The following is a 24,369-nucleotide window of genomic DNA, read 5'->3' as shown; positions in this document are numbered from 1 at the left end:
TTTGCTGACGAGTCTCCGACGGTCAGCGCTGGAGGCTCAGTGGGCCGCCTTCGAGAACCACTTGGTCTTGATCAGCCACGAGTGCGCGGACGCCAGCGCGAAGACCCCGCCGCACATGCAGGCGAAGACCCAGACGAACTTGCCGTCTTCGAGGGGCTGCAGCTCGGGCACCAGCGATGTCAGGATGCGGGTGGCGCAGGCCATGATGCCGCTGGCGGTGGCGAACAGATAGATGTTGGCGATGCGCCGCGAGTCGGGGTTCTTGCGCAACACCAGCAGGGCGCGGCCGCCGAACACCAGCAGGTAGGTCAGGGTGCCGCACAGCACCAGCCAGTACGCGGCCAGCCAGCCGTCGGTGGGCATGGTGAACAGGTCGGGGGAGTACTCGCGACCGGCCACGCTCATCGAGAAGAGCGCGAGCAGCACCGGGATGCACAGGGTCGCGGGCCGCTCGATGTACTGCGTGAACATCTTCTGCATGGCGGCGTCGTCGGCCAGGCGGCCGATGGCGTTGTAGACGATGGCCGAGGCGGCCACGATGTAGCAGTCATGTCCGAGGTAGGCGGGCAGGTTCCACACACCGGTTGCCGAGTGGATGGCGCGGCCCAGGGTGTCGGCGGCCATCGGGGACATCAGGGCGACGGCGGCGGCCTGCAGCGCGATGTTGAGGGTCGCTGCCACTTCCCAGCGGCACGACCAGGTGACGCGACGAATCCACAAACTCCACGCCATACAGGCGAGAGTGATGGTGATGAGCAATGTGAGAGCCATGGTTGGAGCCTTTGCCAGCGCCTGCGAACGCTCAGATTCTACTGGTCATAGCGGCGGCGCATCAGCACGTCGCGTCATTTCCGACAACTTTGTGGCGCGTTTGGGGACCGCCGGCGCCGCCGTGGCAACCGCGAGGGGTGCCGATTGGATGTAGTTGATGACCTCGTCGTGGCTCATCAGGCCGAACCGAACCTGCAGGTCGGGATAGCTCAACCGGAAGTGATCGGCCACCAGGCGGAGTTCTTCCGCGTTGGGATAGTCGGCCTCTTTGATTCGCCGGTAGTACGTACTGCTCGACGTTCCGAGCGCACCGTAGATCTCCCTCGCTTCGACGTCGCCGTCGAAGATGTAGTCGAGCAGCGCCTTGAGCTGTCTGCCGTTCTGGTCTGTTCGGGGCACTCTGCCACGATAGACCCTTCCCCCCTTTGGTTGCTAGCAACTGTTTTTGCGACACATAAGCCGTAATTGACATGGGCGTCACAGTTTCGGGAGCTATGTCCCAAATTTGGGAATCGTGTTGTAGTGTGCATCACATGACTGTTGCGTATGCCGGCGCGATGGACGCCGTTCTTCCTTCTGCTGCTGCGGCGACAATGCATGTCGCCGACTACGAGTTCGGCGGTTACGACACCGTCGGTACTGAGGTCGATATGCGGCGCCTCGAGGCATCGCTGTCGCCGGTGATCACGGCCGAGCTCGAGGGCGCGGTCGAATATCTGGGAGTCGATGCCGAGGTGCTGCTGATCGGAGCGCTCGGCCGCGCGATCGAGCGGGTCTTCGGGCCCGGCCGAGCCGCGGTCGACGTGGCCGCAGCGAAGGAACGCTCTGGCGGCGGACTCGCTGTGATTCGTCAGCTCGAGGTCGACGCCGTCTCGGCATCCGAGGTGGACGCCACCACGATGGTGCAGTCGGTGCGCGCCGCGCTGGCGGCCGCCACCGCAGACCCGAATGACGTTGCCGACGTGTTGTTCAGCTACGGCATGTCCGCGATCGACGGCGAGCACCCCGGCCCGGCGCACACTCTCGAGGTTCGTGCGTGCCACACCGGTGACGAGCTGCACGTCGATTGGTGGTACGCCCGGCATCAGTTCGAGCCCTACACCGTGGAAGAACTCGCCGAGCAGTTCTCCTACGCCGTCATCGAGCTGGCGTCGGAAGCCATCCCGGTCGCGGAGTAGTCCGGCGTGATCCATGGCGGCCCGCGCCCGTTAGAATCGCTGCATTCGCATCGATCCGGCCATCACCGGGGAGCATTCGGAAGAACGGCTGTAGCGGCCATGGCGGCTGCGGCTCAGTAGAACCGAACGGGTGGGCCCGTCATCGCCTGCAGTTGAGCGGCGCACGGGCGCGACCTCTCCGGGTCGGCTGTGCGCAAGCGGGGTGGTACCGCGGCGCTCGCGTCCAGACGCGAGATCGTCGTCCCCGTGCCTGGAACTGAGCACCGACTGGTGCAGACGGCACTGGAGACCACCGACGTGAGCGCGTACCCCAAAACCGCCAGCGGCACACCGAATTTCCCCGATCTCGAGACCGAGGTCCTGGAGTTCTGGGCCCGCGACGACACCTTCCGGGCCAGCATCGCGCGCCGTGACGGTGCCCCCGAATACGTCTTCTACGACGGGCCGCCGTTCGCCAACGGCCTGCCGCACTACGGCCACCTGCTGACCGGCTACGTCAAGGACATCGTCCCGCGTTACCGCACCATGCGCGGCTACAAGGTCGAGCGCCGGTTCGGCTGGGACACGCACGGACTGCCCGCCGAGCTCGAGGTGCAGCGTCAGCTCGGCATCTCCGACAAGGCCCAGATCGAGGCCATGGGCATCGGTGCGTTCAACGACGCCTGCCGGGCCTCGGTCATGAAGTACTCGAACGAGTGGCAGTCCTACGTCACGCGCCAGGCCCGCTGGGTCGACTTCGACAACGACTACAAGACCCTGGATCTGACCTTCATGGAGTCGGTGATCTGGGCGTTCAAGCAGCTGTGGGACAAGGGCCTGGCCTATGAGGGCAACCGCGTGCTGCCGTACTGCTGGAACGACGAGACGCCGCTGTCCAACCACGAGCTGCGCATGGACGACGACGTCTACCAGAGCCGGCAGGACCCGGCGCTGACCGTCGGCTTCGTCGCGACGGACGGCCCGGTGGCCGGTGCCCGCCTGCTGGTCTGGACCACGACGCCGTGGACGCTGCCGTCCAACCAGGCGGTCGCCGTCAATCCCGAGGTCACCTACGTGCAGGTGGTGGGTCCTGACGAGCAGAACTACGTGCTGGCCGAGCCGCGCCTGGCCGCCTACGCCCGTGAGTTCGGCGAGGAGCCGGTGGTTGTCGGCAGCTACCTCGGCGCCGAGCTGCTGGGTACGCACTACCTGCCGCCGTTCGCGTTCTTCGTCGACAGTGACAAGGCGCACAACGCTTTTCAGGTGCTGCAGGGCGATTTCGTCACCACCGAGGACGGCACCGGCATCGTCCACATGGCGCCGGCCTACGGCGAGGACGACAAGGCCACGTGTGACGCCGCCGGCATCGTGGCGGTCACCCCAGTGGATTCGACCGGGCGCTTCGACTCGACCGTGCCCGACTACCAGGGGCAGCAGGTCTTCGAGGCCAACCCGCAGATCATCAAGGACCTGAAGAACGGCACCGGCCCGGCGGCGATCAACGCGCCGGTGCTGCTGCGCCACGAGACCTACGAGCACTCGTACCCGCACTGCTGGCGGTGCCGCAATCCGCTGATCTACCGCGCGGTGTCGTCGTGGTTCGTCAAGGTCACCGAGTTCCGCGACCGGATGGTCGAGCTCAACCAGCAGATCACCTGGTACCCGGAGCATGTCAAGGACGGCCAGTTCGGCAAGTGGCTGTCCAATGCCCGCGACTGGTCGATCTCGCGAAACCGCTACTGGGGCAGCCCGATTCCGGTGTGGAAGTCGGACGACCCGGCCTACCCGCGCATCGACGTCTACGGCAGCCTCGACGAGCTGGAGCGCGACTTCGGTGTCCGCCCGGACAATCTGCACCGGCCCTACATCGACGAGCTGACCCGGCCCAACCCCGACGACCCGACCGGCAAGTCGACCATGCGCCGCATCGAGGACGTCTTCGACGTCTGGTTCGACTCGGGCTCGATGCCCTATGCGCAGGTGCATTACCCGTTCGAGAATCAGGACTGGTTCGACGGCTCGGCCGGCGAAGAGGCCCACTTCCCGGGCGATTTCATCGTCGAGTACATCGGCCAGACGCGCGGCTGGTTCTACACCATGCACGTGCTGGCGACGGCGCTGTTCGACCGCCCCGCCTTCAAAACCTGTGTGGCACACGGCATCGTGCTCGGCAACGACGGCCAGAAGATGAGCAAGTCGCTGCGCAACTACCCGGACGTGTCCGAGGTGTTCGACCGCGACGGCTCGGACGCCATGCGCTGGTTCCTGATGGCCTCGCCGATCCTGCGCGGCGGCAACCTGATCGTCACCGAACAGGGCATCCGTGACGGCGTCCGGCAGGTGCTGCTGCCGGTGTGGAACGCGTACTCGTTCCTGGCGCTGTACGCGCCGAAGAAGGGCACCTGGCGCACCGACTCGACCAACGTGCTGGACCGCTACATCCTGGCCAAGCTGGCCGACCTACGCGACACCCTGACCGAATCGCTGGATGCCTGCGACATCTCGGGCGCGTGCGAGCAGCTGCGCCAGTTCGCCGAGGCGCTCACCAATTGGTATGTGCGACGGTCACGTTCGCGGTTCTGGGAAGAGGACGCCGACGCCATCGACACCCTGCACACCGTGCTGGAGGTGACGTGCCGGCTGGCCGCGCCGCTGCTGCCGCTGGCCACCGAGGTGATCTGGCGCGGGCTGACCGACGAACGCTCGGTGCACCTGACCGACTGGCCCGAGGCCGGGGTGGTCCCGGCCGACCCGGAGCTGGTGGCGGCCATGGACCGGGTGCGGCAAGTAGCCTCGACCGGATCCTCCTTGCGCAAGGCCAAGAAGCTGCGCGTGCGGCTGCCGTTGCCGAAACTGACTGTGGCGGTGGACAACCCGTCGGCCCTCGCGCCTTTCAAGGATCTCATCGCCGACGAGCTCAACGTCAAGGCCGTCGAGCTCACCGACGACATCGACGCCTACGGCAAGTTCGAGTTGGCCGTCAACGCCCGCGTCGCCGGTCCGCGCATCGGTAAGGACGTGCAGGCCGCGATCAAGGCGGTCAAGGCCGGCGAAGGCGTCGTCAATCCTGACGGCACGTTGGTGGCAGGGCCCGCTGTCCTGCTTCCCGAGGAGTACAGCTCGAAACTCGTTGCCGCAGAACCGGAGTTCACCGCGGCGCTGGCCGACGGTGCCGGCCTGGTGGTGCTCGACGCCACGGTCACCCCCGAGCTGGAGGCCGAAGGCTGGGCCAAGGACCGCATCCGCGAACTGCAGGACCTGCGCAAGGCGACGGGGCTGGACGTGTCCGACCGCATCACCGTGACGCTCGCCGTGCCGGCAGACAAGCAGGAGTGGGCGGCCACCCATGCCGGCCTGATCGCCGGCGAGATCCTGGCGACCGAGTTCACCGTCGTGGACGCGGCTGAGCTGGCCGACGGTGCGGACGTCGGCGACGGCGTGCGGGCCGCGATCGCCAAGGCCTGACGGCGCGGGCGCGGGTCAGCCACTGACCCGCGCCGACCGTCCCTCGAACGTCACGGAGTCGCCGGGGCGCAGCTGGCGTCCGCGCCGCGTCTCGACCTCGCCGTTGACGCGCACCATGCCGTCGCCGATCACCGCCTTGGCGTCTGCTCCGCTGTCGATCAGTCCGGCCAGCTTGAGAAACTGGCCCAGCCGGATCGATTCGTCGCGGATCGGCACGTCGTTCATGTCCAGAAGGGTATCCACCTAGCATTGGCCACTGTGGATCGCTGGGTCCTGCACCTGGACATGGATGCCTTCTTCGCGTCCGTCGAACAGTTGACCCGGCCTACCCTGCGGGACCGGCCGGTGCTGGTCGGCGGGCTCGGCGGTCGTGGCGTGGTGGCCGGCGCCAGTTATCAGGCCCGCCGATTCGGTGCCCGCTCGGCGATGCCCATGCATCAGGCCCGCCGACTGGTGGGTGCTTCCGCCGTGGTGCTGCCGCCGCGGGGCGCGGTGTATTCGGTGGCCAGCCGACGGGCGCTCGACGCGGTCCGGGCGGTGGTGCCGGTCTTGGAGCAGCTGTCGTTCGACGAGGCTTTCGGTGAACCTGCCGAGCTGGTCGGCGCCGCGCCAGACGAGGTCCGGCGGTTCTGCGAGGACCTGCGGGCGGCGGTGCGTGCCGAGACGGGACTGGTGGCCTCGGTCGGTGCGGGTTCGGGCAAGCAGGTCGCGAAGATCGCGTCAGGGCTGGCCAAGCCCGACGGGGTGCGCATCGTCAGTGGGGAAGAGCAGGGGCCGCTCCTGGAAGCCTTGCCGGTGCGCCGGCTGTGGGGGATCGGGCCCGTCGCCGAGGAGAAGCTGCACCGGCTGGGTATCGAGACCATCGGGGCGCTGGCGGCGCTCAGCGATGCCGAAGTCGCCGACGTGCTCGGCGGCACGGTCGGGCCGGCGCTGCACCGGCTGGCCCGCGGCATCGACGACAGGCCGGTGGCCGAACGTGCCGAGGCCAAACAGATCAGCGCCGAGTCCACATTCCAGGTGGACCTGACGACCCTGGATCAGCTGCGCGACAGCATCGGGCCCATCACCGACCACGCGCACCGGCGGCTGCAGCGCGACGGCCGCGGCGCCCGCACGGTGACGGTCAAGCTGAAGAAATCCGATATGAGCACGCTGACCCGTTCGGCGACGCTGCCGTACGCGACCACCGACCCGTCGACCTTGGCGGCGACGGCCCGCCGGCTGCTGCTCGACCCGGTCGAGATCGGCCCGATTCGCCTTGTGGGCGTGGGATTTTCGGGTCTGACCGATGCCCGTCAGGAGTCGCTGTTCCCGGAGCTCGAGCTGGCGGACGACGGCGAGGTCGCAGTGTCCGCGGGTCAGGCCGGACCGCTGAATGCCGCGCCCGCCGAATCCCCGTGGCGCATCGGCGACGACGTTGCGCATCCGGAGCACGGCCACGGTTGGGTCCAGGGGGCCGGGCACGGTGTCATGACGGTGCGGTTCGAAACCCGAGCCAGCGGCCCCGGTATCGCGCGCACCGTCGCGGCCGACGATCCGCACATCACCCGCGCCGACCCGATCGAGAGCCTCGACTGGCAGGAGTACCTGGCGCAGTTGCCGAGCGAAGACGGCGGGGGCTAGGCCCACTCGGCGAAGAGTCCGTTCGCCGGTATGCCGGCCGCCAGGGCCGCCATGAGCAGCACACGCGCCTGAGCGGCCCGCAGCCCGCCCGCTGAGACCGCTCCGGCGTCGATCAGTGCCCGGCCAGGGCCGTAGCCCGACGTGACCCGGGTGCCCGGCACCCGGGTGGCGATGGCCACTGAGACACCGGCGGCACACAGGCGCTGGACCCCGGAAAGCACCTTGGACCCCGCATTGCCCGAGCCGAGCGATTCGAGCACGATCCCGCCGGCGCCGGCCGCCACGAACGCATCCATCGCCAAGGCGTCGCTCCCCGCGTATGCGGCGACGATGTCGACGCGTGGCACGGACGCGGCCGACAAGGCGCCGAGCAGCGGCCGCCGTTTGGCCGCGTCGGGCACGAACGAGCCCTCCCTGATCGATCCCACGGCGGTGCCGACCAGCCCGTGCCCGGCCTTCGTCATTCCCAGCGGTTGCCACACCCTGCCCGCCATGCTGACCAGGACGCCGAGGTCGCGGGCGGACGGGCTCGCGGCCACGGTGATCGCCTCCCGCAGGTTGGCCGGGCCGTCGGCGTCGGGCGCGTCACTGCTGCGCATGGCGCCTGTCAGGACCACCGGTGCGGCACCGGCATAGGTGATGTCGAGCCACAGTGCGGTTTCTTCCATGGTGTCGGTGCCGTGGGTGATGACGATCCCGTCGGCGTCACCGGCGGCCTGTACCGCAGCCCCGATCCGGTCCCAATCGGCCGGGGTCAGCTCGGAGCTGTCGACGGACATCAGGTCGACGGTGTCGACCTGGACGCCGACGCCGAGGCCGCCGACCAGATCGGTGGCGCTGCGCGTCGGCCGCGCAATCCCGTCTTGGTCGGTGCTGGTGGCGATGGTGCCTCCGGTGGCGATCACGACGACGCGACTCATGGGCGAAATTGTTCCTCACGGCGTCTTTGGGATGATGGGGGAGTGACTGATGAATCCACGGAGCCGGCGCAGCCCCAGAACCGACCCGCCCCGCGGCGCCTGCGGCTGTTGCTGATGGTGGCGGCGCTGGTGCTGGGCCTGGACGTGGTGACCAAGGTGCTGGCGGTGAAGCTGCTGGTGCCCGGCCAGCCTGTCGAGATCATCGGCGACACCATCACCTGGACGCTGGTCCGCAATTCGGGTGCGGCCTTCTCGATGGCCACCGGCTACACCTGGGTACTGACGTTGATCGCCACGGGTGTGGTGCTGGGCATCATCTGGATGGGTCGGCGCCTGGTCTCGCTGTGGTGGGCGCTGGGTCTGGGCATGATCCTCGGCGGTGCGGTCGGCAACCTCATGGACCGGTTCTTCCGGTCGCCTGGGCCGCTGCGCGGGCACGTGGTGGATTTCCTTTCCGTCGGCTGGTGGCCGGTGTTCAACGTCGCCGATTCGGCGGTGGTGTGTGGGGCGGTGCTACTGGTCGGCCTGTCGATGTTCGGATTCGACTTCGACACCGAGGGCAAACGACCTCAGGAGACCGAATCCGCAGAAACTGTTGCAGAACAACAGGATTCGCCTGCTTCGCCAGAACCGGCCGCGACGGCCGTCGACGAGGCTGAAACGGGCCGATGAGCAGCCGTTCGATGCCGGTCCCCGAAGGACTGGCCGGGATGCGGGTGGACGCGGGCCTGGCTCGCCTGCTCGGGTTGTCGCGGACCGCGGTGGCCACGATCGCCGAAGACGGCGGGGTCGATATCGACGGCGCGCCGGCGGCCAAGTCGGACAAGCTGGTGGCCGGCTCCTGGCTTGAGGTCCGGCTGCCGGAGGCGCCGAAACCGGTGGAGAACACGCCGCAGGAGATCGAGGGCATGGGGATCCTCTACTCCGATGCCGACATCGTCGTCGTGGACAAGCCGGCCGGGGTGGCCGCGCACGCCTCGGTGGGCTGGACGGGCCCGACCGTCCTCGGCGGGCTGGCCGCAGCCGGCTTCCGGATCAGCACGTCGGGCATCCACGAACGGCAGGGCATCGTGCACCGCCTCGACGTGGGTACCTCGGGCGTCATGGTGGTGGCACTGTCCGAACGGGCGTACACGGTGCTCAAGCGGGCGTTCAAACATCGCACTGTCGACAAGCGCTACCACGCGCTGGTGCAGGGCCACCCTGATCCGTCGAGCGGCACCATCGACGCGCCGATCGGCCGCAGCCGCGGCAACGACTGGAAGTTCGCGGTCACCGAGGGCGGCCGGCACAGCATCACGCACTACGACACCGTCGAGGCGTTCGTGGCCGCGAGTCTGCTCGACGTACATCTGGAGACCGGGCGGACACATCAGATCCGGGTGCATTTCTCGGCGCTGCATCACCCGTGTTGTGGCGACCTGACCTACGGGGCCGATCCGACGCTGGCGAAAAAGCTTGGGCTCGAGCGACAGTGGCTGCACGCGCGGTCGCTGGGTTTCGCGCACCCGGCGGACGGCCGGTGGATCGAGATCACCAGCGAGTACCCGCCGGAATTGCAGCACGCCCTGGACGTGTTGCACCGGCAGTGACCACAACCGCGACGGCCACTTCGCACCAGAACCGGGGCCTGCTGCTCGGGCTCGGCGCCTACGGCACGTGGGGCCTGTTTCCCGCGTTCTTCCCGCTGCTCAAACCGGCCACGGCGTTCGAGGTGCTGGCCCACCGCATCGTCTGGACTTTGCTGCTGATGTTCGTGGTGCTGGCCGCCGGCCGCCGCCTGGGTGACCTGCGCCGGCTGTCGGGCCGTACCTGGGGTCTGCTGATCGCGGCCTCGGCGTTGATCTCGCTGAACTGGGGCATCTACATCTACGCGGTCAGCAACGGCCACGTGGTCGACGCGGCATTGGGCTACTTCATCAACCCGCTCGTGAGCGTGGCGCTGGGCGTCGCGGTATTCGGCGAGCGCCTCAATCGGGCCCAGGCCACCGCGTTGGCCATCGGCGCGGCTGCGGTGATCGTGCTCGCGGTGCAGGCCGGTGAGATTCCGGCGATCGGCCTCGGCCTGGCCGTCTCGTTCGGGGTGTACGGCGCGGTCAAGAAGGTGGTTCCCGCTGATCCCCGGGTCAGCGTCGGCGTCGAGGCCGGGGTGGCCGCCCCGTTCGCGCTGGCCTACCTCGTCGTCCTCACCGCCGCGGGGCAGGCGACGGTGCCGGCGCTGGGAATCGGGCATACGGTCCTGATGATGTTGTGCGGCCCGGTGACCGCCCTCCCATTGCTGATGTTCGCCGGTGCGGCGCAGCGCCTTCCGCTGGTCACGATGGGGCTGCTGCAGTACCTGACGCCGGCGCTGCAGATGGCCTGGGGCGTTGTCGTGGGCCATGAGCCGATGCCGGCGGGCCGGTGGGTCGGCTTCGTGCTGATCTGGTTGGCGCTGGCCGTGCTGACGGGCAGCGCGATCGGCAGGCGCAGGGGCGGTGGCCGCGCGACCACCACCGTCGTCGACGCGGCAGTTGCTCCGTCGTCATTGCCCTGAGCAGACCCGGTACTGTCGTCGTCTGGGAGATTCGGGCCACAACGGTGGCCGGCTATCAGGGGAGTGCCAATTTGAGCACGCGTTACGAGCGTGGACGCCTACTGCGTGAACGTTGGTTCGGGAGACTTGCAGCGTATCGGCTGACGCCCACGGTGGCGGTTGCGCTCGTTGTGGCACTGCTCGTGCTGTTGGTGGTGCGCGCGTTGGTGTCGACTTCGTTGTCGCACGATGACGGCATCACCATGGTCACCGCGACCTGCAATGTCGGGCGCTGGGCGCAGTACATCCCCAGTGGCCAATGGGTGCCTGTGCAGACCTGGCAGGACTATTGGAGTCTGCAGAACCCGGGATGCTTCGAGCGGATTCGCACCGATCTGGCGCACGCTGACATCCATCCGCCGCTGTATTTCTGGCTGCTGCACATCTGGTTCTCGATTTTCGGTGTTTCGATCCCGGCCGCGGCGATGCTGAACGTCGTCCTCGTTGTCGTGACGGCGCTGGTGCTCTTTGCCGTGTGCCGGGTCCTCGGGGTCCCCACCTCCCTGGCGGCGGCCGCCACGTTGACGTGGGGGTTCACCATGGCGGTCCGGGCCAGCGCGTTCGCCATCCGCCAATATGCGTTGCTCGGCCTGTGGTCGGCGCTGCTGTTGTTGTTGGTCTGCCTGTGGTTCACCCGCCACAGATTCGGCTATCTGGCGGCACTCGCCCCTGTCATCGCGCTGGGCCTGCTCACGCAGTACTTGTTCGTCATTCCCGCCGGGTTTGCGGTGCTGCTCGTCGGCGTCGCCATCGTGGCCCGCAGGCGGTACTGGGAGTTGGCCGGTCTGGCCGCCGTCGGCGTCGTCGCCCTCAGCGTGTTCGCCTTGGGGAACCCGGGGTTCTGGGAGTCATTCCATCGCGGCGGCCTGCAGGCGCAGCACTTTTCGTGGACCATGCTTCCGGTCCGGATCGTGGCACTGCTGGGCCCGCTGTACGAGATGTTTGCGCCGATCGATCCCGCGTACCAGTCGTATGGCGTCGAGGTCGGCGCCGTCGTCGGCGGTGTCCTGACACTGGTGGTGGTCACACCGATCCTGTGGATCGCCGCCAAGTGGGTGGTGCGTCGTCATGGCGGGTGGCATGAATTCGTTCCGACCGCACCGGCAGTGCCGTTGCAGCTGTTCTTCAGTTGCTGGCTCAGCATCATCGGGCTGTACGTCTTTTTCATCAGCCCCGTGCATTCCATGCGTCCGCTCTACCTGTATTTCATCACCCCGTTTCTGTTCGTCGGGCTTGCGGTGGCGGCTCGGCGTTCGCAGGTGGTGGTTGCGGTGCTGTCGGTGCTCCTTGTCTTCCAGGTCGCCGGGGTGACAGCGGCGACGGTGCACGCCGGCGTCCGCTACACGCAGGCTGCCGCGCTGGTGCCGGGATCGGACGCCGCGATCGTGATCGATTCCAATCGGCGTGGCATCGTGCCGCCGACGTTGTGGTCGGTTCCGGCCGGAGCGATGACCTACGTTGCCGGCCAGGACGAATTGATCAACCATTTTCCGGATCTGTCCGGCATCGCGAATCGGCGCCTCTATTACGTGAGCAGGGTCTTCCTTCCCCAGGATGTGTATGGCAATTCGATCGCGAAACGCAAGCGCATCCTCAAGGAATTCGCTGATCGGGGCTACGTCCCCGAGCGCTCCGCGATCAATCCCGAGCTCGGCGGCGCGGAGGTTTTTCAGCTCGTGCGCGTGAAGAGGTAGAAGTCGGCGAAGCTGGTGTTGTCCGGGTCCTTCTTCGAGTACGGATAAGCGTTCGGGATGCGCTCCGTGAGGACGAAATCAGGCTGGTTGGCCTCGACCCACCGGGTGAACTCGCGGTGGCGGACGTGCGGTGACGACCATGCCCGGTCCTCGTTGCTGGCGTACACGATGACGAACTTGGTTGCGGCACTGAATAATTGGCGCATGTAGGCGTCGAAGACGTCGTCCTCCACCAGGTGGTAGATCACGTCCAGCGACAGTGCGAGGTCGGCCCTGTGCGCCTCGGTTACCTCGCTCGTGTGAAGAAACGAGATCGACTGGTCGCCGCTGAATCTGCGGCGGGTTGCCTCGAGCACGGTGTGCGACACGTCCACGCCGACATAGGACGGGTAATGCGCCAGCGCCAGCTGGGCGCCGTCGCCCGACCCGAATTCGATGACACTCTCGACATTGTTGGTTGCGACGAAGTCGTTGATGACATCGGCTTTGAACGCCGCGAGGCGGTTGTACGACCCTGCGCCCGAATTTCCCCCGCGCCGGTAGCGTTGCTCCCAGTAGTCCCGTGAGTTGTCGAATGCCGAAACCTTCAGGACCTTTCGCAGCGCATTCTGAAATCGATGTAGCCGCTCATCCGCTGACTGGGCAACCTTGTACATGGCTCCTGTTTCTTCTCGGGGTTCGAAGGTCAGATGTCGACGGTGGTGCGGTGCCGGTCGTTGGAGAGCCACGCCCGCCGGGTGGGCTCGGAGATGGCATCGTTGGCCGTGCCCTGACCGTCCCAAAGCCCTCGGTTGGATGCCATGACCCGGGGCCACCAGTAAGCGGCGACATCGCGGACCTGACGGATGGGGGTTCCGGTCGCCACGGCGGCGTAGTGCAACCAGTAGTCGTCGGCGAAGGGGCACACCGTGGTGAACTCGTCGCCGCGGGCCCTGAGGGTGCAGAGCAGCTCCGGGGGATAGGCGACGCCGGACACGCCGGTCGCAAAGATGGTTTCGTCGGCATCGGTGGTCGAGCACATCGGCCACGAGCAGTAGGGCCCGTCGGAGCGGATTCGGGCCCGGAAGGCGGGTGACCTCGTCGGGCCGGTGCGCGTCGAGGAGCTCAGCGAGCCACGTGGAGGGGTAGTAGACGTCGTCGTCCGCGGTGACGAGGGTGCGCTCGGGTTCGTCCGGCCAGATCTCGTTGACGTACGGGAAGTACTTCTTGTGCGGGCCGTAGTCGTGGCAGTGGCGAATTTCCAATCCGCGTGCCTGCAATCGCTTCAATGGCGCCGGCGGGTTTGCGAAGGCGTCGTCGTCGTCCAGCCACAAGATCAACCGGTGCGGCTTGACGGTGCCCGCACCAATGGTTTCGATTGTTTGCCATACCGTGGAAATCCGCTTGCCGTAGCTGGTCAGGGACACGTTTGCGGCGCCGTCTCCGACGATCGGGTCGACGGATCGGTGATTTCTGATGTGCAGTCGTGCACTGAGCGTGCCGAACTCGGCGAACGTCAATGCCCACCCGACTGGATCGGTTGGATCAATACCAATATTGCGCATGGCCCCCCGGCCTTTCACACCGTGTAGCGCACACGGATTGGTCGTTTATGCGGCGTGGCGAGTGTAACCCGGTAAGTCGGAAGTTTTGATGAATTCGATGTTATTTCGGTGACGACTTCGTTGACCGAGGGCGTAATTCAGTTGTCATGTGATGGCAACTCTGGTGCGCAGATATGTCTCCGGAAGGCGCGCGTTATGATATCGCACCGGTGCTCATGCAGGAAATCATCAGGTGACCATCAGGATTTGCCATATTCCGATTATCGAACTGAATTCGCACTGTTCACCGCACTCGTGGCGACCCTGCAGTGTTTGCTTCTCGGTGGTGACGCAAAGCCTTCGGCCTGTGCTCCAAACCCGTGTGACCTGCAACTGGGCGGCGCGGGCGTCGATTGGTCGACCGGTGGAGCCCGGTCGCTCCGGCGCTGCCGACCGCACGATCGGGTCGTGGCGAATTTTCACGTAATCGACATTTTGTATGGCATGGATATGCCCGTTTATCATTTGTTGATTCGCTCAATATGCCCGATATCGGTTGGCGCAGCGCGCATTGTGCGCACGCTTCTGGAGTTGGCAAATTCTGACGCGTGCGATGCCGAGGTGGCCACCAGGGCGGTCGTCCGGCATTCGGCTTCGGCGAGGATGATCACATTCGCACTGAAATTTGCCGGTGACATCCACGTGGGGCGCAATTCGCGTCGGTTCGAGGACCGCGACTTTCTGTCCGATGGTGCGGTCATGGCAAATTAGCTTCGCTAATGCATTTCCTGGTCCCGGGTATATGGCGTGGCACATCATGCGTTGCCGCGCCGTCACCGGTGCGTACGCGGCCAAAGGCATCGTGGGGTTGTGTTGCGAATACGGGCAATCGGCACGTTGGGGCCACATTGCCGGTGCATCACGGGCATCAGTCCGGCTGAGCCTCCGGGACGCGATGTGGTGTACTTAGCTAGGACGACTCGGCGTCTGTCGGAGAAAGCCGCAGCAGACACCAAACGGCGAGGGGAAGTATTGGCGGACAGACTCGATCAGGCCGGATATGACACCGTTGTCATGATCGATCCCGTCGAGGTTCGCTGAGGGCACGCCGAGTTCGCTGAGAAGTAATCGACCGATGGCCCGTGTGTGGTCGCAACATACTGCTAGAGCCTGGAGTTCAGCTAGATGAAAATGAGCGTGATTGGAACGGGCTATCTGGGCGCCGTTCACGCCGCGTGCATGGCACATCTCGGCCACGAGGTCGTCGCGTACGACACCGACGCCTCGAAGATCGCGGCCCTGTCGGGTGGGACCTCACCGTTCTACGAGCCGGGGTTCGACGAACTGCTCGCTGCGGTGCTCGCCACCGGTCGGCTGCGCTTCACGCAATCCGTGCATGAGGCGGTGTCCGGCGCCTCGGTGCACTTCGTCTGTGTCGGGACCCCGCAGCTGGCCGGCTCCGACGCTGCCAACATCGAGTACGTCGACAGCGCCTTCCGCGCGGTGGCCGCCAACGCTGACTGCGCCGGGCTCGTCGTCGGCAAGTCGACCGTTCCGGTCGGTACGGCCCAGCGTCTCGCCGCGGAAGTGGCGAAGACGTCGTCACACCTCGAAGTCGCGTGGAATCCGGAATTCCTCCGGGAGGGCAAGGCGATCGAGGACACCCTGCAGCCGGACCGCCTGGTGTTCGGGGTCACCTCCGAATACGCAGAGAAGACTCTGCAGGAGGTGTACGGCGCCCTGCTCGACGGCGGTACGCCGTATCTGACCGCGGACCTGCCGACCTCCGAACTGGTGAAGGTCGCCGCCAATGCCTTTCTGGCGACCAAGATTTCGTTCATCAATGCCATGGCCGAGGTGTGCGAGATCGTCGACGCCGACGTGACGGTGCTCAGCCGCGCGCTGGGGTACGACGATCGCATCGGCAAGCGCTTCCTCAACGCGGGTCTGGGCTTCGGTGGCGGCTGCCTGCCCAAGGACATCCGCGCGTTCAGCGCCAGGGCCGGCGAACTGGGCGCCTCCGATGCGCTCCGGTTCCTGCACGAGGTCGACAAGATCAACCTCCGTCGGCGCGAGAAGGCCGTCGCAGTGGCCCGAGCGCTCGTCGGTGGGGAGTTCCTCGGCAAGAGCATCGCCGTCCTGGGTGCGGCGTTCAAGCCCAACAGCGACGACGTCCGCGATTCCCCCGCGTTGAACGTGGCGGCCGCCATGCACCTGAAGGGTGCCGACGTGCGTGTCCACGATCCCAAGGCGATCGACAACGCCAAGGCCCGGTTCCCGACGCTGGGCTACTTCGACAGCGTCGAGGACGCCTGCCGGAATGCGGATCTGGTCGTGCTGGCTACCGAGTGGGACGAGTACACCAACCTCGATCCCGAGGCATTCCGGGCGCTCGTGAAAGAGCCGCTGCTGCTGGACACGAGGAACGTCATCGATCGGGAGAACTGGTCGCGCGGCGGGTGGCAGGTGTACTCGCTCGGGCGTGGCGGACTGCACGTCTGATCCGCAGCCGCACCACTGCTCGACGAACTTGCGATAGAGGAGGTTGATCCATGACGGGTCAGACCATCGAGGTGATCATTCCGGTCCGCGACATGGCCGACCACCTCCCGGGGTTGCTGCGGCCGTTGCTCGATCAGCTGTCCGATGGCGACCGCGTCACCGTCGTCGACGACGCATCCGGCGACGACACGGCAGCGGTGGCACGGTCACTGGGCGCCAACGTCATCACGCTGGCCAAGAGCGGTGGCCCGTACTACGCGCGCCAGGTCGCCGCGAGCAGGTCCGCCGCTGACATCCTGCTGTTCATCGACGGGCGCTGCCGGCCGCTGCCGGGTCTGCTCGACGCGCATCGTGCGCTGCAGAGCCGACCCGGAATTGTGCTGTCCTGCACCAACGTTCGTACCCTGTCGGGGCCGACCCTGGCGGCCCGGATGGCCGCCAAGATGCAGCCCTTCATGCTTCCCCGCGGCGGCGGCGCGATGAAAGCCGTTGTGGGACTGGTGCCGCCGCGACCCGACTACTACCCGACGTGCAATCTCGGTATCGACCGCATCGCCTTCGAGAAGGTGGACGGCTTCCGGGCGATGCGTGGTGGCGGCGATCTCGACATCTGCTGGCGCATCCAGGACCAGTCGCTCGGCACGATCGGAACCGATACCCGGGTGTTGATGGAGTGGGAGCCGCGGGCATCGCTGCGCGACCTGGCCAGTCAGTGGAAGCGGTACGGCAACAGCAATGCCTACATCCGCTGGGCGCATCGCAATGACAACCTGGCCAAGGTCGACCCGGCCTCGTCATACGTCTCGCCTTCGGAAGCGTGGGCGACGGCTCGAACCGAGCTGCGGCGCTCGCCGTCCGAACTGGCGGCCATCGCGGTGCTGGGCCTCGCGTTCCAGTACGGCTATTTCGCCGCGCAGTTCAAGCGTTCGGAGTTCGAGATGCCGGTTCACATCGAGGTGCCCGGAGACGCCGAGTCCCTTTAGGCCTGTCCCGGCGGGCTCAGCCGCCGATGTTGCCGCTTTCGACCGCGGCGCGGTACCTGCGGACGGTGATCGGCACGAACAGGGCGCCGAGCGCCACGCTCCAGGCGAGCGTCAACAGAATCGGCTGCCAGGGTGCGGTCCCCGACGACAGCGCCCGCATGGCCGCCACGGCCGGCGCGATCGGCTGGTACTCGACGAGGGGCCGGAACAGCGCCGGAATCTTGGCGGGCGGGATGAGCGGTGCGAACGCCAGGCCCATGCACACGGTGTTGGTCCACGTCAGGATGACCCGGGCCTGTGGTTTCAGCGCCAGGGAGATCACGATGGTCGCGAACACCACGACCACGACGACGGGAATCAAGAGATAGCCGAGCAGTGCGGCAGCGCTCCCCGAGAAGCGGAAACCCATCGCGTATCCCATCGCGACGACCAGCGCCGATGCGATGAAGGTCCGCACGGCTTCGGCCAGGAGCGCGCCGGTCAGCGGTGACAGCCGGTGCACCGGCATGATCCAGAGCCTGGTGAGCAGGCCGCTGTCGCGGTCGTGCGGCACCGCGAGACCGGCGCCGATCGAGCCGGACATGGCGCCGGCCAACGTGCAGACCGGGATCAGCACGTCCAACCCGCTGTTGCCGGTGAGGCGGACCATCGACTTGCCGACCAGGATGCCGTAGATGACGAGCAACATCGTGGGGAACAGCAGCGCCTGGAGGGGCACCATCGGGTACCGGCGCCATTGGATGAACAGTCGGCCCGCGAAGATCCAGCTCTCCGTCAGCAGCGAATGTTTCTGCTGTGCACTCGAATTCACGATGTTCGCCCTTGCAGTCGGACGGCGATTGCGCCGAAAACCACCAACATCCCGACGCACCACACCAAACTGGTGCCGAGATTTCCCATCGCGACGTCACCGGTGGTGAAGCCACGCAATGTGTCGGTGATCTGCGAGACGGGCTGGTACTGCACAAAGCCATGGAGCCACGACGGGAATGCGTCAACCGGTGCCAGTCCGGTCGACAACAACACGAGGACCAGCTGCGGGATCATCAGTAGCTGGCTGGCGACCTCGGTCCGTTCGGACTTGGTGCCGGTTGCGTCGGCACCGAAGGACACCGCCAGCGTCAGCGTCAGGGCGAGCACGACAAACGCTGCGGTGTAACCGAATCCGGTGGTCAGGCGAAACCCGAAGAGATATGCGCCGAGGATCGATGCCAGGAGCGCCAGCACTCCGCGAACCAGGCTGTAGGCCATCCGGGCCATCAGTGGGGCGTAGGGCGAGATCGGCAGCGTACGCATGCGGGCGCTGAGGCCGCTGGCCTTCTCCGATGCCGCCCGGTCGGTGGTGGTGAGGGCGCCGAACAACATCGCCTGGACGACCATCGCGGGCAGGACGTACTGGGCGTAGCTCATCTGGCCGGTGACGATGACGTCCCGCAGGAGGACGGTCAGGCCGATCATGCCGCTGAGCGGCACCAGCACCGCGAAGACGAGGTCCAGCCAGCCGCGGCGCAGCGTGCGGGCGGTCAGGAGGGCGAACGCGGTCACTTCGAGTTGACGGGGGTTGTGAGGTGCAGGAACACCTCGTCGAGCGACGGTCTGCGCAGCGAGATGTCGAGGAGTTCGACGCCGATCTCGTCCATCCGGCGGAACACCTCGGTCAGGGTCGCCACACCGCCCGGCGCCGGCACGGCGACCGACGACGCATCGGTGTCGACCTCGACCGACTCGAAATCCGCGAGCGCGGTGGCGATGCGGGGCAGATCGTCCACATTGACCGGTGTCATCTCGCAGTAGCTGGAACCGGTCTGGCGCTTGAGCTCGTCGGCGGTGCCACTGGCGACGACCTGCCCGGCGTTGAGAATCACGATGGAGTCGCTGAGGATGTCGGCCTCCTCCAGGTACTGCGTCGTCAGCAGCACGGTGATGCCCTCCGACTTCATGGAGGACACCAGATTCCAGACGTCGCGCCGGCTCCGCGGATCGAGCCCGGTGGTGGGCTCGTCGAGGAAGAGCACCTTCGGCGGGACGACGAGGGACACCGCGATGTCGATACGCCGGCGCATGCCGCCGGAATAGCCGCTGACCTGACGGTCGGCCGCGTGCCCCATGTCGAACTGGTCGACCAACTCGTCGGCCCGGTTGCGGGCCTCGCCGCGCCGTAGCCCGCGCAGGCGGCCGAACAGCACGAGGTTCTCCCGTCCGGTCAGGCGCAGATCCAGCGCCGCGTCCTGGCCCGTGACGCCGATGCTCTGACGCACTTTTGCCGGTTCGCGGGCGACGTCGTAGCCCGCGACGATTGCCTGGCCCGAGCTCGGTTTGAGCAAGGTCGACAGGATCTTGACCGTCGTCGTCTTGCCGGCGCCGTTGTGTCCCAGCAACGCACACACAGATCCGGTGGGGACGGAAAAGCTCACGTCGCGGAGCGCGGGAACGGACCCGCCGAAGGTCTTGGCGACGTTGTTGAGCTCGATCACGGACTCATACGATACAGAGAGCCAGAGCGCATTCAATTCGCGCAGCACGGCCTGTGATGTGGACATCATCACTTTGCGGTGACCGTATGTATGGCAGTGGAAGACGACGATCAGTTGCCGTAACTCTTCGTCGGCGACAAATTTTCGGGCAAATAAATAGCGGTACTCGCGACCGCGGTGGGATCCGGCTCCGGGCGAGTGGCGAGCGTGGCGGCGTCTATGCCGGTCATCGGATGGAATCAGAGGATCCGGACACGCGGGCGGGGCAAGCGAAGTCGGCGTTGGCTGAGTTGCGGTTGACCGGTTATCAGCTATGTCTTAGAGTTTGCTGAATCGTAAATATCCCTTCCCTGTGCGAGGACGTGGCATGGTGCAACTCGATGTTCTCCCAGTGAAGGCGACGCGCCGGAGGGGTCGCCCGGCAGGCACTGATTCAGCTCAGACGCGGGCTCGGATCCTGGGCGCCGCGCGCGAAGTGATCGCGGTCCGCGGCTACCACGCCACCACCATCCAGGCAATCGCCGAGATCGCCGAGTTGAGCCGTCCTACGCTGCATTACCACTTCCAGACGCGCGAGGACATCTACCACTGCCTGCTCAATGAGATCGCCACGACCATCGACCTCTGCATCGCCCGTGCGGGCGCGGAATCGACTCTTCCGGCGCAGGTTTCGGTGTTGATCACCGAGTTCCGCAATACCGGAATCCATGAACCGGAGAGCGTGGCGCTGCTGGTCAGCTCGTACCTCGAGGCCGACCGCCTTCCGGCGCCGCGGCGGGACGCCAAGGCGGCCGTCCGCAAATTCCTGGACCATGCCGTACGCGACGCCGTGGCACGTGGCGAGTTGCCCGCGGGCACGGTTGTGCCCGCGGTCGCCGATCTGCTGTACAGCATGGTGTGGGGGTTGGGGTTCTACGCCGGACTCGTGGCCGACCGGGACCGCGTCGAAGCGGTAACTAAGCAACTGCAACGTGTGTTGCACGAGGGGTTGCTGGTGGGTCCTGTGGCAACGGAAACGGGTGAATCCCTCGACCGGGTCCCCGCGGGCGCCACGGCTTCGTCGTAGTCCTCCCGACGACACAGCACCCGACACGCCGAGACGTGTCGGTGGCCCGTTTTAGACTGGCAGCCCTATGAGCCAGTTCGTGCACCTCCACAATCACACCGAGTACTCGATGCTGGACGGTGCCGCGAAGGTCAAGCCGATGGTGCAGGAAGCCATCCGGTTGGGTATGCCCGCCATCGGCATGACCGACCACGGAAACATGTTCGGCGCCAGCGAGTTCTACAACACCGCCACAAAAGAGGGCATCAAGCCGATCATCGGCATCGAGGCCTACATCGCGCCCGCGTCCCGCTTCAACACCAAGCGCATCACCTGGGGTGATCCCAGCCAGAAGGGTGACGACGTCTCGGGTAGCGGTTCGTACACCCACATGACGATGGTCGCGGAGAACGCGACCGGCCTGCGCAACCTCTTCAAGCTGTCGTCGCTCGCGTCGTTCGAAGGGCAGCTCGGCAAGTGGTCCCGCATGGACGCGGAGATCATCGCCGAGCATTCCGCCGGCATCATCGCCACCACCGGCTGCCCGTCGGGCGAGGTGCAGACCCGGCTGCGGCTGGGGCACGAGCAGGAAGCCATCGAAGCCGCCGCCAAGTGGCAGGAGATCTTCGGCAAGGAGAACTTCTTCCTCGAGTTGATGGACCACGGCATCGAGATCGAGCGCCGGGTTCGCGAGGGCCTGCTGGACATCGGCAAGAAGCTGGGCATCCCGCCGCTGGCCACCAATGACTGCCACTACGTCACCCGCGAGGCGTCGCACAACCACGAGGCGCTGCTGTGTATCCAGACCGGCAAGACGCTGTCGGACCCCACGCGCTTCAAGTTCGACGGTGACGGTTACTACCTGAAGTCGGCTGCCGACATGCGGGCCATGTGGGATCACCAGGTGCCTGGCGCCTGCGATTCGACGTTGCTGATCGCCGAGCGCGTCGAGTCCTACGCCGACGTCTGGAAGTTCCACGACCGGATGCCGATCTTCCCGGTGCCCGAGGGCGAGACGCAGGCCACGTGGCTGCGTAAAGAGGTGCTGCGTGGGCTGGACCGGCGCTTCCCGGCCGGCCCGCCGCAGGAGTACCTCGACCGTGCCGAGTACGAGATCAGCGTCATCGTGCAGATGGGCTTCCCGGCGTACTTCCTCGTCGTCGGTGACCTGATCAGCCACGCGCGCGAGGTCGGCATCTGGGTCGGCCCGGGCCGTGGTTCGGCGGCGGGTTCGCTGGTCGCCTGGGCCATGGGCATCACCAACATCGACCCCATCCCGCACGGTCTGCTGTTCGAGCGGTTCCTCAATCCCGAGCGCGTGTCGATGCCCGATATCGACATCGACTTCGACGACCGCCGCCGCGGTGAGATGGTGCGCTACGCCAGCGAGAAGTGGGGCAGTGACCGGGTCGCCCAGGTCATCACCTTCGGTACCATCAAAACCAAAGCGGCACTGAAGGATTCGGCCCGCGTCCACTACGGGCAGCCGGGCTTCGCCATCGCCGACCGGATCACCAAGGCCCTGCCGCCGCCGATCATGGCCAAGGACATCTCGGTGGCGGGCATCACCGACCCGAACCACGAGCGGTACAAGGAAGCCGCCGAGGTCCGCGCGCTGATCGACACCGACCCGGACGTCCGCACCATCTACGAGACCGCCCGCGGCCTGGAGGGCCTGGTCCGTAACGCAGGCGTGCACGCCTGTGCGGTGATCATGAGCTCCGAGCCGCTCATCGACGCCATCCCGATGTGGAAGCGCGCCCAGGACGGCGCCATCATCACCGGCTGGGACTACCCGTCGTGCGAGGCCATCGGCCTGTTGAAGATGGACTTCCTGGGCCTGCGCAACCTCACCGTCATCGGTGACGCGCTGGAGAACATCAAGGCCAACCGTGGCATCGATCTGGACCTCGACCACCTGAGTCTGGACGACCCGAAAACCTACGAGCTGCTGGCTCGTGGCGACACGCTCGGGGTGTTCCAGCTCGACGGTTCCGCGATGCGCGATCTGCTGAAACTGATGCGGCCGACGGGCTTCGAGGACATCGTGGCCGTCCTGGCGCTGTACCGGCCGGGTCCGATGGGTGTGGATGCGCACACTGACTACGCCAAGCGTAAGAACGGGCTGCAGGAGATCAAGCCCATCCACCCCGAGCTCGAAGAGCCGCTGCGCGACATCCTTTCCGAGACTTACGGTTTGATCGTCTACCAAGAGCAGATCATGCACATCGCGCAGAAGGTGGCGGGCTACTCGCTCGGCCAAGCAGACCTGCTGCGTCGCGCGATGGGTAAGAAGAAGAAGGAAATCCTCGACGAGGCCTACGGCGGATTCGCCGAGGGCATGAAGACCAACGGCTTCTCGCAGGCGGCCATCACCGCACTGTGGGACACGGTGCTGCCGTTCGCCGGCTACGCGTTCAACAAGTCGCATGCCGCCGGGTACGGCCTGGTGTCGTTCTGGACCGCCTATCTCAAGGCCAACTATCCGGCCGAGTACATGGCGGGTCTGCTGACCTCGGTCGGTGACGACAAGGACAAGGCCGCGATATACCTGGCGGATTGCCGCCGCCTGGGTATCACCGTGCTGCCGCCGGATGTCAACGAGTCGGTGCACAACTTCGCCTCGGTGGGCAAGGACATCCGCTACGGGCTGGGCGGTGTGCGCAACGTCGGCGCCAACGTGGTGCAGTCCATCATCGCGGCCCGCACCGACAAGGGGAAGTACACCGACTTCTCCGACTACCTCAGCAAGATCGACATCACGGCCTGCAACAAGCGGGTCACCGAATCTCTGGTGAAGGCAGGCGCTTTCGACTCGCTGGGCCACGCCCGCAAGGGCCTGTTCCTGGTGCACGCCGATGCGGTCGACTCGGTGCTCGGCACCAAGAAGGCCGAGGCCATGGGCCAGTTCGACCTGTTCGGCGGTGGTGACGCCGGGGACGCCGGGGATGTGGCCTTCACCATCAAGGTCCCCGAGGACGAGTGGGACGACAAGCACAAGCTCGCCCTGGAGCGCGAGATGCTGGGCCTGTACGTTTCCGGCCATCCGCTCAACGGTGTCGCGCACCTGCTGACCGCGCAGGTGGACACCCAGATTCCGGCCATCCTCGAGGGCGCTGTCGCCAATGACTCCCAGGTCCGGATCGGCGGCATTCTGGCGGGCGTGGTACGGCGGGTCAACAAGCAGGGATTGCCCTGGGCCTCAGCACAATTGGAAGACCTCAACGGTTCGGTGACGGTGAACTTCTTCCCGAAGACCTACGCCGTGTTCGGTGCCGACATCATGGACGACGCCATCGTGCTGGTGAGCGGCAAGGCCCGGGTCGAGGACGAGCGCGTGTCCATCTTCGCCAGTGACCTTGTGGTGCCGGACTTTTCGAATGCGCAGGCGGACCGTCCGCTCGCGGTGAGTCTGCCGACCCGGCAGTGCACCCCGGAGAAGGTCAGCGCGCTCAAGCAGGTGCTGGCGCACCATCCGGGGACCTCGCAGGTGCATCTGCGGCTGATCAGCGGGGACCGCATCACGACCCTGGAACTGGACCAGACGCTGCGCGTGACACCGTCGTCGGCGTTGATGGGTGACCTGAAGGCACTGCTGGGTCCGGGCTGCCTCGGCGGTTAGCTGGAACCATCGCGA

General features: G+C 66.3%; 21 protein-coding genes. 12 read left to right on the top strand and 9 right to left on the bottom strand.

Going from position 1 to position 24,369, the window contains the following annotated elements; genetic code table 11:
* Nucleotides 1–36 precede the first annotated feature (36 nt).
* Nucleotides 37–771, bottom strand: a complete 735-nt coding sequence (locus EB75_RS16980) for a hypothetical protein (RefSeq protein ID WP_043396370.1) — start codon at nt 769–771, stop codon at nt 37–39.
* 45 nt (nt 772–816) lie between these two features.
* The gene (locus EB75_RS16975; protein WP_020100525.1) at nt 817–1,170 is read right to left on the bottom strand and encodes a hypothetical protein; all 354 of its coding nucleotides are present in this window, start codon (nt 1,168–1,170) and stop codon (nt 817–819) included.
* Between the two features lie 134 nt (nt 1,171–1,304).
* Between EB75_RS16975 and EB75_RS16970 the strand changes: the two genes are divergently transcribed.
* Together EB75_RS16970 and ileS are read left to right on the top strand one after the other, a co-directional pair.
* The gene (locus EB75_RS16970) at nt 1,305–1,949 is read left to right on the top strand and encodes a hypothetical protein (RefSeq protein ID WP_142239661.1); all 645 of its coding nucleotides are present in this window, start codon (nt 1,305–1,307) and stop codon (nt 1,947–1,949) included.
* A gap of 297 nt (nt 1,950–2,246) precedes the next feature.
* Nucleotides 2,247–5,393 (top strand): isoleucine--tRNA ligase, encoded by a 3,147-nt coding sequence (gene ileS, locus EB75_RS16965; protein ID WP_073696528.1) that lies wholly within the window; start codon nt 2,247–2,249, stop codon nt 5,391–5,393.
* A 15-nt stretch (nt 5,394–5,408) separates the two neighbouring features.
* Here the strand turns inward: ileS and EB75_RS16960 are convergent, their stop codons facing one another.
* A complete protein-coding gene (locus EB75_RS16960) occupies nt 5,409–5,618 on the bottom strand; it encodes an RNA-binding S4 domain-containing protein (RefSeq protein ID WP_073696527.1) in 210 nt (69 codons plus the stop codon).
* A 60-nt stretch (nt 5,619–5,678) separates the two neighbouring features.
* On the opposite strand from EB75_RS16960, the gene EB75_RS16955 reads away from it, so the two are divergent.
* Nucleotides 5,679–7,016, top strand: coding sequence for a DNA polymerase IV (locus tag EB75_RS16955; RefSeq protein ID WP_502689380.1), 1,338 nt, complete (start codon nt 5,679–5,681; stop codon nt 7,014–7,016).
* Here the strand turns inward: EB75_RS16955 and EB75_RS16950 are convergent.
* Complete coding sequence (locus tag EB75_RS16950) at nt 7,013–7,936, bottom strand: asparaginase (protein WP_073696514.1); 924 nt, start codon at nt 7,934–7,936, stop codon at nt 7,013–7,015. The two genes, EB75_RS16955 and EB75_RS16950, sit on opposite strands and share 4 nt — an antisense overlap.
* A gap of 42 nt (nt 7,937–7,978) precedes the next feature.
* Here EB75_RS16950 and lspA point away from each other — a divergent pair, with 42 nt between their 5' ends.
* The 4 genes from lspA to EB75_RS16930 all read left to right on the top strand — a co-directional run bounded on the left by lspA (nt 7,979) and on the right by EB75_RS16930 (nt 12,205).
* A complete protein-coding gene (lspA, locus tag EB75_RS16945) occupies nt 7,979–8,608 on the top strand; it encodes a signal peptidase II (RefSeq protein ID WP_073696513.1) in 630 nt (209 codons plus the stop codon).
* Complete coding sequence (locus tag EB75_RS16940; protein ID WP_073696512.1) at nt 8,605–9,528, top strand: RluA family pseudouridine synthase; 924 nt, start codon at nt 8,605–8,607, stop codon at nt 9,526–9,528. Before lspA ends, EB75_RS16940 begins: the two co-directional genes overlap by 4 nt.
* Entirely contained in the window at nt 9,525–10,472 is a 948-nt protein-coding gene (rarD, locus tag EB75_RS16935) for an EamA family transporter RarD (protein WP_073696511.1), read from the top strand. Before EB75_RS16940 ends, rarD begins: the two co-directional genes overlap by 4 nt.
* A gap of 71 nt (nt 10,473–10,543) precedes the next feature.
* A complete protein-coding gene (locus EB75_RS16930; protein WP_142239660.1) occupies nt 10,544–12,205 on the top strand; it encodes a glycosyltransferase family 39 protein in 1,662 nt (553 codons plus the stop codon).
* On the opposite strand, the gene EB75_RS16925 is transcribed toward EB75_RS16930, so the two are convergent.
* Together EB75_RS16925 and EB75_RS28855 are read right to left on the bottom strand one after the other, a co-directional pair.
* Nucleotides 12,181–12,861: a methyltransferase domain-containing protein gene (locus EB75_RS16925; RefSeq protein WP_073696509.1), complete on the bottom strand. Its 681-nt coding sequence runs from the start codon at nt 12,859–12,861 to the stop codon at nt 12,181–12,183. The genes EB75_RS16930 and EB75_RS16925 overlap by 25 nt on opposite strands.
* A gap of 29 nt (nt 12,862–12,890) precedes the next feature.
* Nucleotides 12,891–13,226, bottom strand: coding sequence for a hypothetical protein (locus EB75_RS28855; protein ID WP_142239659.1), 336 nt, complete (start codon nt 13,224–13,226; stop codon nt 12,891–12,893).
* A 769-nt stretch (nt 13,227–13,995) separates the two neighbouring features.
* On the opposite strand from EB75_RS28855, the gene EB75_RS28850 reads away from it, so the two are divergent.
* The 3 genes from EB75_RS28850 (at nt 13,996) to EB75_RS16905 (ending at nt 17,213) form a co-directional block, all read left to right on the top strand.
* Nucleotides 13,996–14,499: a hypothetical protein gene (locus tag EB75_RS28850; protein ID WP_142239658.1), complete on the top strand. Its 504-nt coding sequence runs from the start codon at nt 13,996–13,998 to the stop codon at nt 14,497–14,499.
* Between the two features lie 414 nt (nt 14,500–14,913).
* Nucleotides 14,914–16,230 carry a UDP-glucose dehydrogenase family protein gene (locus EB75_RS16910; protein ID WP_073696507.1) on the top strand — a complete coding sequence of 439 codons (1,317 nt, stop codon included), beginning with the start codon at nt 14,914–14,916 and terminating at the stop codon, nt 16,228–16,230.
* Between the two features lie 50 nt (nt 16,231–16,280).
* Entirely contained in the window at nt 16,281–17,213 is a 933-nt protein-coding gene (locus tag EB75_RS16905; protein ID WP_073696506.1) for a glycosyltransferase family 2 protein, read from the top strand.
* Between the two features lie 16 nt (nt 17,214–17,229).
* Here EB75_RS16905 and EB75_RS16900 read toward each other — a convergent pair whose 3' ends face one another.
* Genes EB75_RS16900 through EB75_RS16890 form a run of 3 tightly spaced genes read right to left on the bottom strand, consistent with a single transcriptional unit; the run spans nt 17,230 to nt 19,687 of the window.
* Nucleotides 17,230–18,024: an ABC transporter permease gene (locus EB75_RS16900; RefSeq protein ID WP_073696505.1), complete on the bottom strand. Its 795-nt coding sequence runs from the start codon at nt 18,022–18,024 to the stop codon at nt 17,230–17,232.
* Nucleotides 18,021–18,758 carry an ABC transporter permease gene (locus tag EB75_RS16895; protein WP_073696504.1) on the bottom strand — a complete coding sequence of 246 codons (738 nt, stop codon included), beginning with the start codon at nt 18,756–18,758 and terminating at the stop codon, nt 18,021–18,023. The genes EB75_RS16900 and EB75_RS16895 overlap by 4 nt, the downstream gene beginning before the upstream one ends.
* Entirely contained in the window at nt 18,755–19,687 is a 933-nt protein-coding gene (locus EB75_RS16890; protein ID WP_073696526.1) for an ATP-binding cassette domain-containing protein, read from the bottom strand. The genes EB75_RS16895 and EB75_RS16890 overlap by 4 nt, the downstream gene beginning before the upstream one ends.
* Nucleotides 19,688–20,054: 367 nt before the next feature.
* Between EB75_RS16890 and EB75_RS16885 the strand changes: the two genes are divergently transcribed.
* Together EB75_RS16885 and dnaE are read left to right on the top strand one after the other, a co-directional pair.
* Entirely contained in the window at nt 20,055–20,753 is a 699-nt protein-coding gene (locus EB75_RS16885; RefSeq protein WP_083612360.1) for a TetR/AcrR family transcriptional regulator, read from the top strand.
* A gap of 67 nt (nt 20,754–20,820) precedes the next feature.
* Entirely contained in the window at nt 20,821–24,354 is a 3,534-nt protein-coding gene (gene dnaE, locus EB75_RS16880) for a DNA polymerase III subunit alpha (protein ID WP_073696503.1), read from the top strand.
* Nucleotides 24,355–24,369: the final 15 nt, after the last annotated feature.

It is taken from the genome of Mycobacterium sp. ST-F2, assembly GCF_001905655.1.
Lineage (GTDB): Bacteria > Actinomycetota > Actinomycetes > Mycobacteriales > Mycobacteriaceae > Mycobacterium.
Note: the sequence above shows the minus strand (reverse complement) of the source record. Positions and strands in the feature narration are given on the sequence as shown.